The organism is Pseudomonas sp. Marseille-Q5115, from assembly GCF_916618905.1.
GTDB lineage: Bacteria > Pseudomonadota > Gammaproteobacteria > Pseudomonadales > Pseudomonadaceae > Aquipseudomonas > Aquipseudomonas japonica_A.
Genome location: NZ_CAKAKI010000001.1, coordinates 3,987,298 through 3,999,462 on the forward strand (window position 1 = coordinate 3,987,298; position 12,165 = coordinate 3,999,462).

The following is a 12,165-nucleotide window of genomic DNA, read 5'->3' on the forward strand; positions in this document are numbered from 1 at the left end:
TCTAAACCGTGGAAGCCTGGAAATGCTCTATCTCTGGATCAAAGCCCTGCACATCGTGAGCCTGGTGTGCTGGTTCGCGGCGCTGTTCTACCTGCCCCGACTGTTCGTTTACCACGCCATGAGTGAGGACACGCCCAGCCGGGAGCGCTTCGTTATCATGGAGCGCAAGCTCTATCGAGGCATCATGACACCGTCCATGCTGCTGACCCTGATCTTCGGCGCATGGCTCGTTTACCTTAACCCCAGCTGGATGAGCATGGGCTGGCTGCATGCGAAGCTCGCCCTGGTAGTGCTGTTGATCGGCTATCACCATGTGTGCGGCGCCCACCGCAAGCGGTTCGAGCGCAACGAAAGCCGCCATAGCCACACGTTTTATCGCTGGTTCAATGAGGTGCCGGTGGTGTTGCTGCTGGTGATCGTGGTGCTGGTAGTGGTCAAGCCCTTCTGATCGGTGAGCGCTGCGGCTTGTGACACGCTTCAGCCGTGGCGTTAAACTGCGGCGCTCATCTTCATCGCCATTCGGTATCCCTATGCCTTCCTACGCCCTGGTGACAGGCGCCTCGAGCGGTCTTGGCTTGGCCCTGGCTGAAGCCTTGGCCCGGCGAGGCCGCAACCTGCTGCTGGTGGCACGTTACCGTGACGACCTCGAGCCGATCGCGATCGAATTCACCCAGCGCTTCGGCGTGGAAGTGCTTTTCCGCGGCTGCGACCTCAGCGAGCCCCTGCGGCTGACCGGCTTTCTGCTGGAGCTGGAGGAAAGCGGGCAGCACATCGACTTGCTGGTAAATTGCGCAGCGATCCATTCCCAGGGGCACTTTCTGGCCCAGGACTGGCTGCGTGAGCAGGACCTCATCGAGTTGAACATGCTGGCCCTGGCTCGCCTGTGCCATTCAATCGGAAACGCCATGGCCGTGCAGGGCGGCGGCCAGATTCTCAACGTAGCCTCGATAGCGGCTTTCCAGCCGGGGCCCTGGATGAGCAGCTATGCTGCCAGCAAGGCTTACGTACTGCACCTTTCGGAAGGGCTGCGCGAGGAGCTTCGGCAGAGTGGTATCGGTGTATCGGTGCTCTGCCCGGGCCCTCTGCGCGTGCACGGCGAACAGCAGCGTGAAAAACGCGGCAGCCGCCTGCCGATGACGCCTGAAGAAGTGGCGCTTACCGCGGTGCTGGCGCTGGAGCGCAACAAGGCGCTGATTATTCCCGGCTGGCGTAACCGTTGGCTGGTTCGCGCTTCGCAAGTGGCACCCCGATGGTTGGTACGCAAGGCGCTTTCCTCGATCAACCGCACCGCTGCAAGGGCCTGAACAGAGAGCGCTGGGCGGATGCGCGCCCGGATAGGTAAACTGCACCACACTGACAGCCAGGGAGAAACGCTGTGGACACGCTTTTCGACAAGATCATCCGAAGGGAAATACCTGCCAATATCATCTATGAAGATGATCAGGTCATCGCCTTCCATGACATCGCACCCCAAGCCCCGGTGCATTTTCTGGTAGTACCCAAGAAGCCCATCGCTACCTTGGCCGACCTCACCGAGGAAGATGCACCGCTTGCCGGGCACATTCTGTTCACCGCGCAACGGCTGGCCAAGGAACTTGGCTGCGAGAAGGGCTTCCGCGTTGTAATGAACTGCAATGAACTGGGCGGCCAAACGGTTTATCACATTCACATGCATGTGCTTGGCCAGCGCCAGATGCACTGGCCGCCGGGCTGATAACCACGCGCTCCCCGCCATTCTTATCCCAGGAGGTTTTCGTGGCCAACGACCGTCACTATTCGACTATCGACAAACTGCTGCTCCAGGCGGATAACGTCGCCCGCACACTGTTGCCGTTCAGCGGGCAGCCTGCTCGCCCATCGCCCGCCCTGCTACAGCCGGACGTAGCCCTGAGCGACGCCCAGAGCAAGCACGTGGCCGGGCTGATGCGCGTGAACCATACTGGAGAAGTTTGCGCTCAGGCCTTGTACCAGGGCCAGGCGCTGACGGCGCGGCGCACGGAAATCCGTGAAGCCATGGAACATTCCGCCGACGAAGAGGTGGATCATCTGGCGTGGTGCGAGCAACGCATCCGCCAACTGGGCAGCCGCCCGAGCGTGCTGAACCCGCTGTTCTATGGTGCGTCATTCGGAATGGGCGCGGTTGCCGGGCTGATCAGCGACAAGGTGAGCCTTGGGTTTGTAGCTGCAACCGAGCAACAGGTATGCAAGCACCTTGATGAGCACCTGCAGAAACTCCCCGTTGAGGACCAGAAGTCTCGCGCGATTCTGGAGCAGATGCGTACGGATGAAGCCCATCATGCACAAGCGGCACTGGATGCCGGTGGCCTGCGCTTCCCATTGCCGGTGAAGCTGGGCATGAGCCTGATGGCGAAGGTAATGACCAAGAGTACCTATCGGATCTGACCGCCGAGGGCGGTACCCGCAACCGGGCGCAAAGCCCGGCTGGGTACCGCTCGCTTTTACTGGGCGAAGTTACGCCCGTAGAAGATCTCCAGCATTTCGTGCTTCACCCGCTCCGTTACCTGGCTGCGCTGCTCGGCGGAGAAGTTGCTGGTGGCGTCGCCGAACAGGTAGTTGTCCAGCTCGAATTCCTTGAGCAACATCTTGGTATGGAAGAGGTTGTCCTGATACACGTTCACGTCGACCATCTGGTAGGCGTCGCGCGTGTCATCGGACAGGTAATTCTGGATCGAGTTGATCTCGTGGTCGATGAAGTGCTTGCGCCCTTCGATGTCACGCGTAAACCCACGCACGCGGTAATCCACGGTCACGATATCCGAGTCGAACTGGTGGATCAGGTAATTCAGCGCCTTGAGCGGTGAAATCACCCCGCAGGTGGAAACGTCGATGTCCACACGGAAGGTCGCGATGCCGTTATCCGGATGGATTTCCGGGTACGTATGCACCGTGATATGGCTCTTGTCGAGGTGCGCGAGGATGGTATCCGGCAGCGGGCCGGGGGATTCCTCGATCTGGCTCTCGGTAGGGGTAACCGGTTGCTCGGAAATGAGGATGGTCACACTGGCGCCCTGTGGCTCGTAGTCCTGACGCGCGATGTTCAGGATATTGGCACCAATGATATCTACAACATCCGTAAGGATCTGGGTCAGGCGGGCGGCGTCGTACTCCTGGTTGATGTACTCGACGTAAGCCTGCTGGTCCTGCGGCGTCTGCGCATAGCAGATGTCGTAGATGTTGAAGCTCAAGGTCTTGGTCAGGTTATTGAACCCGTGGAGCTTGAGTTTGCTTTTCACCGTTGGAAAACTCTCTTTGAATGCGGCCCGGCCGCGTGATCAAGCATGCCCGTCAGGCGCCGGCTGGCGTCTGCGTAGGACGGTTTACACCTCTTCGCGATGGCGATTTTGGTTGTCTTGCCCGGGGGGTTCCCGGCTTCAAGGTGGGCCTTGAAAAAGTGGCGCATTATGCAGACCCGCGCCACCGTATGCCAGAGTATGGGGCGCTTTTATGATGCCTGGGTGTTGCTGTCGCCCAGCTCGACGATTTCGTACGAGTGAGTGATGTTCACCCCGCCGCGCGCCAGCATGATAGAGGCCGAGCAATATTTTTCGGCGCTCAGCTCCACGGCGCGCTTCACGTGAGATTCCTTCAGGCCACGCCCCTGCACCACGAAGTTGAGGTGAATGCGGGTAAAGACCTTGGGGTCATCTTCGGCGCGCTCGGCGTCCAGGAAGGCCTCGCAGCTCTCCACGGGCTGGCGGGCCTTCTTGAGGATGGCAACCACGTCGAAGCTGCTGCAGCCGCCCAGGCCGATCAGCACCATTTCCATGGGGCGCACACCCAGGTTGCGCCCGCCGTTTTCCGGCGCGCCGTCCATGACTACAGCGTGCCCGCTGCCGGATTCACCGATAAACATGGCCCCGCCGGCCCATTGGATTCGTGCCTTCATTGCTGGCTCTCCGCTTAAAAGGCCGCCAGCTTAGCACAGGCCTCCATGGCCAAAATCAGCCCTCGATGCCCAGCGGGCTCAAGTTATCGGTAATTATCGCGATACAGATGAAGTGCTGGTAAGCTGACGTCAAGATGATGGCATGCCGCCACTCCACCCTGTTGCCTCGTACCGGAACCCCAGCCCATGGTCGCGTTAGCCGCCAAAATCAACCCCGTCGACAAGCTGTTGGCTCATTGCCAACGCCGCCGCTATGCCGCCAAAAGCACTATTATCTGTGCGGGCGACAAGTCGAACGTGCTCTCGTACATCATCAAAGGCTCGGTCACGATTCTGATCGAAGACAGCGATGGCCGGGAAATGGTGATTGCCTACCTCAACCAGGGTGACTTCTTCGGCGAACTGGGGCTGTTCGATCCACCTCACATGGAAGGCGAACGTAGCGCCTGGGTTCGCGCCAAAACCGAATGCGAAGTGGCCGAAGTGGGCTACGCAAAGTTTCGTGAGCTGGCGCGTCTGGACCCGGAAATACTGTACAGCCTCGGCACGCAGATGGCTTACCGGCTGCGCAGGACCACCCGCAAGGTGGGCGACCTGGCCTTCCACGATGTTACCGGGCGCGTTGCGCGCTGCCTGACCGACCTGTGCAAGGAACCGGATGCGATGACGCACCCGGACGGCATGCAGATCAAGGTGACCCGTCAGGAGATCGGCCGGATCGTAGGCTGTTCCCGCGAGATGGTCGGCCGCGTGCTGAAAGACCTGGAAGAGCGCCAGCTGATCCACGTTAAAGGCAAAACAATGGTGGTCTACGGTACGCGCTGATTCAGCACGCGAACAGCTGCAAGCTCTGCCTCGAGGGCCGCTTGCAGTTGGCCCAGCGCATGCACGCCCGCGAAACGCTCCTCGAAGGCAAGGTGGCTTGCAGGGTTGCAGCGCTGGGCTAGCCCGCAGCCCTCATTGAACGCATTCACTACCGCGATCATGTCTTCACGCTGGTTTTCCATGAGCATGGCCCCGTGCACCAGCACAACCGGCCCTCCATGGTGGCGTGACTGCCGCCAACGCTGCGCGGTGCCAACCCATTTGCGCCCGTCGATATTCACGTTGTAGCGCCCATCGCAGAACGCCCCCGGCACCTCGCCCAGGCTTGCCTGTGCGCCCAGCCCGCGAATCACTGCACACAACGGATCACATAGACGAAGGTAAGCACGCTCCAGCCTATTGAGATCACCTTCGACGCGGGGCGCTGCGTATACGAGTGCCACATTGATGGTGGCCGAGGATTGTGGCACCGGTTCACCGCCGGTTTCGCGCAGCAACACCGGCCAGCCAAGCGCCGCAGCGGCCGCAGCACCGTTTGAAAAACCAGGCAAGCGCTCCATGCGCCGAGGCATTACCAAGGCTTGGTCAGTGGGCTGCCACAGCAATAGCCCATCGGCGCGCTCGCCATCACATACCGAGGCGAGCAACGCCAGCTCAGCCTGCAAGCCTTGTTCGGTGGCAAGTTGCTGAACGTCATCCATGAAGGTGCTCCTTGCGCTCCAGTTGATAGCCCGAGCTCAGCGCTGGGGGAAGAACAACCGCGCCAGCTCGTCGCCCGGGTGCTCCGCGCGCATGAAGGCTTCGCCAACCAGGAAGCCGTACACGTCGTTGATCTCCATCAGCTCCACATCGGCGCGATTGAGGATGCCGCTTTCGGTGATCACCATACGGTCCCGCGGAATGCCTGGCAGCAGGTCGAGGGTGGTTTCCAGGCTCACGTCAAAGGTATGCAGGTTGCGGTTGTTCACGCCGATCAACGGAGTATCCAGATGCTTGAGCGCACGCTCCAGCTCTGCGCCATCGTGCACTTCCACCAGCACGTCGAGGCCCGCGTCCTTGGCGGCGCCCGCCAGCTCAACCATCAGGCCGTCGTACAGCGCGGACACGATCAGCAGAATACAATCGGCGCCCAGGGCCCGAGCTTCATACACCTGGTAGGGGTCGATCATGAAATCCTTGCGGATCACCGGCAGCGAGCACGCGTCACGCGCCTGTTGGAGATAGTGGTCGGCGCCCTGGAAAAAGTCGATATCCGTGAGCACTGACAAGCAAGTGGCGCCGCCGGCCTCGTAGCTTTTGGCAATCTCTGCAGGGAAGAACTCCTCGCGGATCACCCCCTTGCTCGGGGACGCCTTCTTTACCTCGGCGATCACCGCAGGTTGCTTGAGCTTGCGCTGACGTAGCAAAGCTTCGGCGAAGCCGCGAGCGGGCGAGGCAACGCGGGCCGCAGCCTGTTGCTCGCTCAGGCTGATCCGCGCCTTGCGCTCGGCCACTTCCTCGGCTTTGCGGGCCAGGATCTTTTCCAGCACTGTCGGCACGCTCATGCTTCGTTCTCCTGCTTGAATACGGCGGTAAAGGCGCCCAGTTCTTCGAGTTTTTCCCGGGCCAGCCCCGTGTGAAGCGCGTCGCTGGCCAAGGCTACCCCTTCCTTGAGCGTGGTGGCGTGGTCTGCGGCATAAAGCGCGGCGCCAGCATTGAGGATGATCATCTCGGCAGCCTTGCGACCGTTTTCGGTCTTGCGGCGCCCCAGCGCATCGCGAATCAGCTCAAGGGAGGCCTGCGGGCTATCGACCGTCAGGCCGTGCAAGCTCTGGCTGCGCAAGCCAAGGTCTTCAGGCTCTACGGTGTATTCGATCACTTCGCCGTTCTTCAGCTCCGCCACGGTGGTAGGGGCGGCCAGGCTGAACTCATCCAGGCCATCGCGCGAGTGCACCACCAGCACGTGCTTGCTGCCCAGGCGCAGCAGCACCTGAGCCAACGGGCGGCACAGGGCCGGGGTGAACACACCCACCACCTGATGCACCACGCCTGCGGGGTTGGTCAGCGGCCCGATCATGTTGAACAGCGTGCGCAGGGCAAGGTCCTTTCGGGGCCCGGCGGCGAACTTCATGGCGCCATGGTGGGCCTGGGCGAACATGAACCCGATGCCGATGCTGTCGATGCAGCGCGCCACTTGAACAGGCGTGAGGTTAAGGTAAACCCCGGCGGCCTCAAGCAGGTCCGCGCTGCCGCTTTTGCCGGACACCGCGCGATTGCCATGCTTGGCCACCGTGCAACCAGCAGCGGCCGCTACCAGCGCCGAAGCAGTGGACACGTTGAAAATATTCGCGCCATCGCCGCCGGTACCCACGATGTCGACCACCTTGTCCAAGGTGCCGAGTTCCACCTTGCCAGCCAGTTCACGCATGGCAGACACAGCGCCGACGATCTCGTCGATGCTTTCGCTTTTCATGCGCATGCCCATCAGGAACGCGCCGATCTGGGCCTCCGTGCATTGGCCGGTCATGATCTGCCGCATCACGTCGCGCATTTCTTCGGTGCTCAGGTCCAGCTGGCTGACCACGCGCCCCAGGGCTGTCTTGATATCCATCTGGTGTCCTTAACCCTGGCGAGTGCCGCCGGTTTGCTTGAGGAAATTGGCCAGCAGCTCATGGCCTTGTTCGGTGAGGATCGACTCCGGATGAAACTGCACGCCCTCGATATTCAGGGTTTTGTGGCGCAGCCCCATGATCTCGTCCACGCTGCCGTCGGCGTGTTGTGTCCAGGCGGTCATTTCCAGGCAGTCCGGCAGGTTTTCGCGCTTCACGACCAGCGAGTGGTAACGGGTCACGGTCAGTGGCTGCGCAAGCCCCTCGAATACGCCCAGGTTACGGTGGGTAACCGGGCTGGTTTTACCGTGCATCGCCTGACGGGCGCGAACCACTTCACCGCCATAGGCCTGGCCCAGCGCCTGATGCCCCAGGCAAATGCCCAGGATCGGCAGCTTGCCTGCAAAGTGGAGAATAGCCTCGATGGAGATACCCGCCTCGCTTGGCGTGCAGGGGCCCGGGGACACCACGATGCGCTCCGGCGCCAGCGCCTCTATTTGCGCAACGGTCAGTTCATCGTTGCGCACCACCTTGACCTCGGCGCCCAGCTCGCCCAGGTATTGCACAACGTTATAGGTAAAGGAGTCGTAGTTATCGATCATCAGCAGCATGGCGCGAACCTCTCGAATCGGGAATCGGGCAGGCCCTGTGCGGCCCGCTCCGCTTATTCAGCCGTGGCCTGCTCGGCCAGTGCGACGGCGCGGAACATCGCCCGCCGCTTGTTCAGGGTTTCTTCCCATTCCAGGGCCGGTACCGAGTCGGACACGATGCCCGCGCCCGCCTGCACATGCAGCTCCCCACCCTTGATGACCGCGGTGCGTATGGCAATGGCGGTGTCCATGTTGCCGTTCCAGGCGAAGTAGCCCACGGCGCCGCCGTACACGCCACGCTTGACGGGTTCCAGCTCGTCGATGATTTCCATGGCGCGGATTTTCGGCGCCCCCGACAGGGTGCCGGCCGGAAGAATGGCCCGCAGCGCGTCCATGGCGGTCAGCCCTGCCTTCAATTGGCCGGTCACGTTGGAAACGATATGCATCACATTGGAATAACGCTCGATCACCATCTTTTCGGTGAGCTTCACGCTGCCGATTTCCGATACCCGGCCCGTATCGTTGCGGCCCAGGTCGATCAGCATCAAATGCTCTGCCAGCTCCTTCTGGTCGCTGAGCAGGTCCACTTCCAGCGCGTGATCCGCCTCTTCGGTAGCACCTCGCGGCCGGGTACCCGCGATGGGGCGAACGGTGATCTGATTATCTTCCACCCGCACCAGCACTTCGGGCGAACTGCCCACCACGTGGAAATCACCGAAGTTGAAGAAGTACATGTAGGGCGTGGGGTTGAAGCAACGCAGGGCGCGGTACAGGTCGATGGGCGCCGCGGCGAAGTCGATCGACATGCGCTGGGAAGGCACCACCTGCATGCAGTCCCCCGCCAGAATGTAATCCTTGATGGTGCTCACCGCGCGCTCGAAGTCTTCCTGGCTGAAGCTGGAGCGGAACGCCGGCTCCGCGCCTGCTGGCCGGGAAAAGTCCAGCCCAAGGCGTGGCGTAATGGGCTGGCGCAGCCGAGTGATCAGTTCTGCCAGCTGTGCGCGGCCTTGTTCGTAGGCGTCTGCCTGGGCAGGGTCGGCCAGCACGATGGCGTGCATCTTACCCGCCAGGTTGTCGAAGACCACCACGGCATCCGACACCATCAGCAGGATGTCCGGCACACCGATAGGGTCCGGGTTGGGGCAAGCGCCCAAGCGTTTCTCTACATACCGCACACAGTCATAGCCGAAATACCCGACCAGCCCGCCGTTGAAGCGTGGCAAGCCGGCAATGGTGGGCACGTTGTAGCGGGCTTTGAACGCCTCGACGAAGGCGAGCGGATCCTCGACCTCGTGCTGCTCGATCTCGACCCCGTCACGGGTGACGCTTACCGCATGGCCATGCACCCGCAATACGGTTCGGCAGGGCAAGCCGATGATGGAATAACGCCCCCACTTTTCCCCGCCCTGCACGGACTCGAGCAGATAGGAGTTGGGTTGGTCAGCCAGCTTCAGGTAGATCGACAGCGGCGTATCGAAGTCGGCCAGGGTTTCGTGGGCAAGGGGAATGCGGTTGTAGCCGGATTGGGCCAAGCGCAGGAATTCTTCGCGGGTCATAGCAGCCTCGTGGCGGAGGAAAGAACGGAGTACGAGCAAACGCGCCGGCGGGCCGGCCAGGGGAAGTCAGGCGCGCCAGCGCCAGCGGGCCAGGGCCTTGATGACTTTCATCCAGAGTTTGCAGGTAACCGCCACGGGGGATTCTCGACCTGAAGAGGCAGGGGTGTCGGGCAACGTTATCTCAGCGGCACGCTCGAAGCAACCAGGCAAAAGTGCCCGCAGGTCATCCAGCACCAGTGAGGGCTGCTCTTCGGCAATCGGCCGCCCATGGTTGTAGCCATAGGTAAGGCCCACACAGGCCACGCCAGCGGCCTTGGCTGCACGGATATCGTTGCGCGAATCGCCCACGAACAGGGCGTGTTCCGGGGCTACCCCGGCCATTTTCATTACATGGAACAGCGCGGCCGGATCAGGCTTCTGTTGTGGCAGCGTATCGCCACCGATGATCCAGCGAAAATATCGCCCCAGCTTCAGCTCATCCAGCAGCGGCGCCACGAACTGCTCGGCCTTGTTAGTGATAAGCGCCATTTCCACGCCTTCCTTGGCCAGCCATTTCAGGGTATCGCGAACGCCCGGGTATACCTCGGTGCGGCCGTGGTCCTCGCCGTAAGCGGTCATGAACAGCGCAAGCCCGCGGTCGGCGAGCTCGTCATCGACCGTGCTATGTTCGAGACCACCGGCCAGCGCCCGGCGCACCAGCACCTTCGAACCGTTGCCGATCCACAGGCGCACGGCATCGATACCTGCAGGCGGGCGGCCGAGCTCGACGAGCATGCGATCGACCGCGGCGGCCAGGCCCGGCACGGAGTCCACCAGTGTGCCGTCGAGATCGAACATCACAAGCCTGGGCAACTGGCCGGGGAACAGCCGCTCGAACCCGCTCATGGGCGGGCCAGGGCGAGCTCGGCGCGCATGCTGTCGATCACCGCGCGGTAATCCGGGGCGTTGAAAATGGCCGAGCCGGCCACGAACGTATCGGCGCCCGCGGCAGCGATCTCACGAATGTTGTGCACGTTCACGCCGCCGTCGATTTCCAGGCGGATATCCCGACCGCTGGCGTCGATGATCGCCCGCGCCTGGCGCAGCTTCTCGAGCGTGCCGGGGATGAATTTCTGCCCGCCAAACCCCGGGTTCACGCTCATCAGCAGGATCATGTCTACCTTGTCCATCACGTATTCGAGCACGCTCAGGGGGGTAGCCGGGTTGAACACCAGCCCCGACTTGCAGCCGCCTTCACGCACCAGCTGCAGGGAGCGGTCGATGTGCTGGGTGGCTTCGGGATGGAACGTGATATAGGTGGCGCCGGCTTCGATGAAGTCACCAATGATGCGGTCTACCGGGCTGACCATCAGGTGCACGTCGATAGGCGCGGTGATGCCGTACTTGCGCAGCGCGGCGCACACCATCGGGCCGATGGTCAGGTTGGGGACGTAGTGGTTGTCCATCACATCAAAATGCACCACATCCGCTCCAGCGGCGAGTACGTTGTCTACCTCCTCGCCCAGGCGAGCGAAGTCGGCGGAGAGGATGGACGGCGCAATAGCGAAGGGTTGCATGCTGGACCTGTAGGCTGAACACGGTGGCGCGCATTGTAGCCGATGGCGGCCCAAGGCGGGCAGTAGCGCGGCCGAGGGCACTGGCGGTGGCCGCCGAATGGCCTTAGGCTGCGGTCAAGCAATCGATATGGAAACCACGATGCGCGCTTTTTACTGTGCCAGGCTGCTCGCACTGGCGGCCGCCCTCCCCATTTCATTTCATGCCATCGCCGCTGACGAACCCGCCGCGCCGCCTGCGGCGGTAGAGCGTGCGCCCTTGCTCGAGCGCAGCGAACAAGAGGCCCAGGCTATCGCGCGCCAGCTTCCAGCCCAGGAGGTACAAACGCTGCAGGCCAGCGGGGATAACTTCATGGCCCTGTGGCACCCGGCTAACGACGCCGACCCGGTGGGCATGGTGATCATTGTTCCGGGGGCCGGAGAAAGCGCCAACTGGCCCGACGTCGTGGCGCCCCTGCGCACACGGCTGCCGGATGCTCGCTGGGGCACGCTCAGCCTTACCCTCCCCGACCTTGTCAGCGAAGCGGTGCAACCGCGCGGCATCGAACCGCCCGCCCCGGCGGCAGCGGGAAGCTCGGCAACGCCCCCCGATGCCAATGCGCCGATCGAACAGGCGGCGGCCAGCGGCTCGGATACCACCGCACCGACGGAGGGCGAGAACAGCACCGATGACCAGTTGAAAACGGACGCCGCCCGAATCTTTGCGCGTATCGACGCCGGCATTGCCTTCGCCCAGCAGGTGAAGGCACGCAACATCGTGCTGCTGGGCCACGGGACCGGCGCCTATTGGGCCGCCCGCTACCTGAGCGAACGCCAGCCCTCACGCGCTCAGCGCCTGGTGATGGTAGCGGGCAGAACACCCGAATCAGCCCCGGCCGGGCTAGACCTGCTGGCACCGCAGCTGAAGGTGCCGGTAGCAGACATTTATTACGCGACCAATCCCAACCTGCGCAGTGCCGCGGCTCAGCGCCTGCAAGCCAGCAAGCGCCAGGCCGGTAGCCAATACAGCCAGACCGAGCTCAATGCCCTGCCCGGCGACCGCGCGGCCGAGCAGGAGCAACTGTACCGTCGGATCCGCGGCTGGCTGAGCCCGCAGTCGTAAACCTGGGAGCGCTGTGGCAGCCCGCCTGGGCGGCGACCGGCCCG

General features: G+C 62.5%; 15 protein-coding genes. 6 read left to right on the top strand and 9 right to left on the bottom strand.

Annotation, left to right across the window (positions count from 1 at the left end):
- The first annotated feature begins 22 nt into the window (after nt 1-22).
- The 4 genes from hemJ (at nt 23) to coq7 (ending at nt 2,403) form a co-directional block, all read left to right on the top strand.
- Entirely contained in the window at nt 23-448 is a 426-nt protein-coding gene (hemJ, locus tag LG385_RS18235) for a protoporphyrinogen oxidase HemJ (protein ID WP_181113123.1), read from the top strand.
- Between the two features lie 82 nt (nt 449-530).
- A complete protein-coding gene (locus tag LG385_RS18240; protein ID WP_225775378.1) occupies nt 531-1,304 on the top strand; it encodes an SDR family NAD(P)-dependent oxidoreductase in 774 nt (257 codons plus the stop codon).
- 71 nt (nt 1,305-1,375) lie between these two features.
- Nucleotides 1,376-1,714 (top strand): histidine triad nucleotide-binding protein, encoded by a 339-nt coding sequence (locus LG385_RS18245; protein ID WP_181113129.1) that lies wholly within the window; start codon nt 1,376-1,378, stop codon nt 1,712-1,714.
- A gap of 41 nt (nt 1,715-1,755) precedes the next feature.
- Nucleotides 1,756-2,403 (top strand): 2-polyprenyl-3-methyl-6-methoxy-1,4-benzoquinone monooxygenase, encoded by a 648-nt coding sequence (gene coq7 / locus LG385_RS18250; protein ID WP_225775379.1) that lies wholly within the window; start codon nt 1,756-1,758, stop codon nt 2,401-2,403.
- Nucleotides 2,404-2,459: 56 nt separating this feature from the next.
- On the opposite strand, the gene speD is transcribed toward coq7, so the two are convergent.
- On the bottom strand, nt 2,460-3,254 hold the full coding sequence (speD, locus tag LG385_RS18255; RefSeq protein ID WP_225775380.1) for an adenosylmethionine decarboxylase: 795 nt from the start codon (nt 3,252-3,254) through the stop codon (nt 2,460-2,462).
- Between the two features lie 209 nt (nt 3,255-3,463).
- Entirely contained in the window at nt 3,464-3,907 is a 444-nt protein-coding gene (locus LG385_RS18260; RefSeq protein WP_225775381.1) for an OsmC family protein, read from the bottom strand.
- Between the two features lie 186 nt (nt 3,908-4,093).
- On the opposite strand from LG385_RS18260, the gene crp reads away from it, so the two are divergent.
- Nucleotides 4,094-4,732: a cAMP-activated global transcriptional regulator CRP gene (gene crp / locus LG385_RS18265; RefSeq protein WP_181113140.1), complete on the top strand. Its 639-nt coding sequence runs from the start codon at nt 4,094-4,096 to the stop codon at nt 4,730-4,732.
- Here the strand turns inward: crp and LG385_RS18270 are convergent.
- The 7 genes from LG385_RS18270 to rpe form a co-directional block, all read right to left on the bottom strand.
- On the bottom strand, nt 4,717-5,433 hold the full coding sequence (locus LG385_RS18270; protein ID WP_225775382.1) for a biotin/lipoate A/B protein ligase family protein: 717 nt from the start codon (nt 5,431-5,433) through the stop codon (nt 4,717-4,719). The two genes, crp and LG385_RS18270, sit on opposite strands and share 16 nt — an antisense overlap.
- Nucleotides 5,434-5,469: 36 nt before the next feature.
- Complete coding sequence (gene trpC / locus LG385_RS18275; protein ID WP_225775383.1) at nt 5,470-6,276, bottom strand: indole-3-glycerol phosphate synthase TrpC; 807 nt, start codon at nt 6,274-6,276, stop codon at nt 5,470-5,472.
- Complete coding sequence (trpD, locus tag LG385_RS18280) at nt 6,273-7,322, bottom strand: anthranilate phosphoribosyltransferase (RefSeq protein ID WP_225775384.1); 1,050 nt, start codon at nt 7,320-7,322, stop codon at nt 6,273-6,275. Before trpD ends, trpC begins: the two co-directional genes overlap by 4 nt.
- 9 nt (nt 7,323-7,331) lie before the next feature.
- Nucleotides 7,332-7,931 carry an anthranilate synthase component II gene (locus tag LG385_RS18285; RefSeq protein WP_225775385.1) on the bottom strand — a complete coding sequence of 200 codons (600 nt, stop codon included), beginning with the start codon at nt 7,929-7,931 and terminating at the stop codon, nt 7,332-7,334.
- 53 nt (nt 7,932-7,984) lie between these two features.
- The gene (gene trpE / locus LG385_RS18290) at nt 7,985-9,466 is read right to left on the bottom strand and encodes an anthranilate synthase component I (RefSeq protein ID WP_225775386.1); all 1,482 of its coding nucleotides are present in this window, start codon (nt 9,464-9,466) and stop codon (nt 7,985-7,987) included.
- 66 nt (nt 9,467-9,532) lie between these two features.
- Complete coding sequence (locus tag LG385_RS18295; RefSeq protein ID WP_225775387.1) at nt 9,533-10,351, bottom strand: phosphoglycolate phosphatase; 819 nt, start codon at nt 10,349-10,351, stop codon at nt 9,533-9,535.
- The gene (gene rpe, locus LG385_RS18300) at nt 10,348-11,022 is read right to left on the bottom strand and encodes a ribulose-phosphate 3-epimerase (RefSeq protein ID WP_181119000.1); all 675 of its coding nucleotides are present in this window, start codon (nt 11,020-11,022) and stop codon (nt 10,348-10,350) included. The genes LG385_RS18295 and rpe overlap by 4 nt, the downstream gene beginning before the upstream one ends.
- Nucleotides 11,023-11,161: 139 nt before the next feature.
- Between rpe and LG385_RS18305 the strand changes: the two genes are divergently transcribed.
- Complete coding sequence (locus tag LG385_RS18305; protein ID WP_225775388.1) at nt 11,162-12,121, top strand: alpha/beta hydrolase family protein; 960 nt, start codon at nt 11,162-11,164, stop codon at nt 12,119-12,121.
- Nucleotides 12,122-12,165: the final 44 nt, after the last annotated feature.

What these genes read in the sequence shown, in the direction of transcription:
- LG385_RS18295 (WP_225775387.1), bottom strand. Translation starts at nt 10,351, where the DNA reads ATGAGCGGGTTCGAGCGGCTGTTCCCCGGCCAGTTGCCCAGGCTTGTG.
- trpD (WP_225775384.1), bottom strand. Translation starts at nt 7,322, where the DNA reads ATGGATATCAAGACAGCCCTGGGGCGCGTGGTCAGCCAGCTGGACCTG.
- LG385_RS18305 (WP_225775388.1), top strand. Translation starts at nt 11,162, where the DNA reads ATGCGCGCTTTTTACTGTGCCAGGCTGCTCGCACTGGCGGCCGCCCTC.
- LG385_RS18240 (WP_225775378.1), top strand. Translation starts at nt 531, where the DNA reads ATGCCTTCCTACGCCCTGGTGACAGGCGCCTCGAGCGGTCTTGGCTTG.
- trpC (WP_225775383.1), bottom strand. Translation starts at nt 6,276, where the DNA reads ATGAGCGTGCCGACAGTGCTGGAAAAGATCCTGGCCCGCAAAGCCGAG.
- LG385_RS18260 (WP_225775381.1), bottom strand. Translation starts at nt 3,907, where the DNA reads ATGAAGGCACGAATCCAATGGGCCGGCGGGGCCATGTTTATCGGTGAA.
- crp (WP_181113140.1), top strand. Translation starts at nt 4,094, where the DNA reads ATGGTCGCGTTAGCCGCCAAAATCAACCCCGTCGACAAGCTGTTGGCT.
- LG385_RS18285 (WP_225775385.1), bottom strand. Translation starts at nt 7,931, where the DNA reads ATGCTGCTGATGATCGATAACTACGACTCCTTTACCTATAACGTTGTG.
- hemJ (WP_181113123.1), top strand. Translation starts at nt 23, where the DNA reads ATGCTCTATCTCTGGATCAAAGCCCTGCACATCGTGAGCCTGGTGTGC.
- LG385_RS18270 (WP_225775382.1), bottom strand. Translation starts at nt 5,433, where the DNA reads ATGGATGACGTTCAGCAACTTGCCACCGAACAAGGCTTGCAGGCTGAG.
- trpE (WP_225775386.1), bottom strand. Translation starts at nt 9,466, where the DNA reads ATGACCCGCGAAGAATTCCTGCGCTTGGCCCAATCCGGCTACAACCGC.
- rpe (WP_181119000.1), bottom strand. Translation starts at nt 11,022, where the DNA reads ATGCAACCCTTCGCTATTGCGCCGTCCATCCTCTCCGCCGACTTCGCT.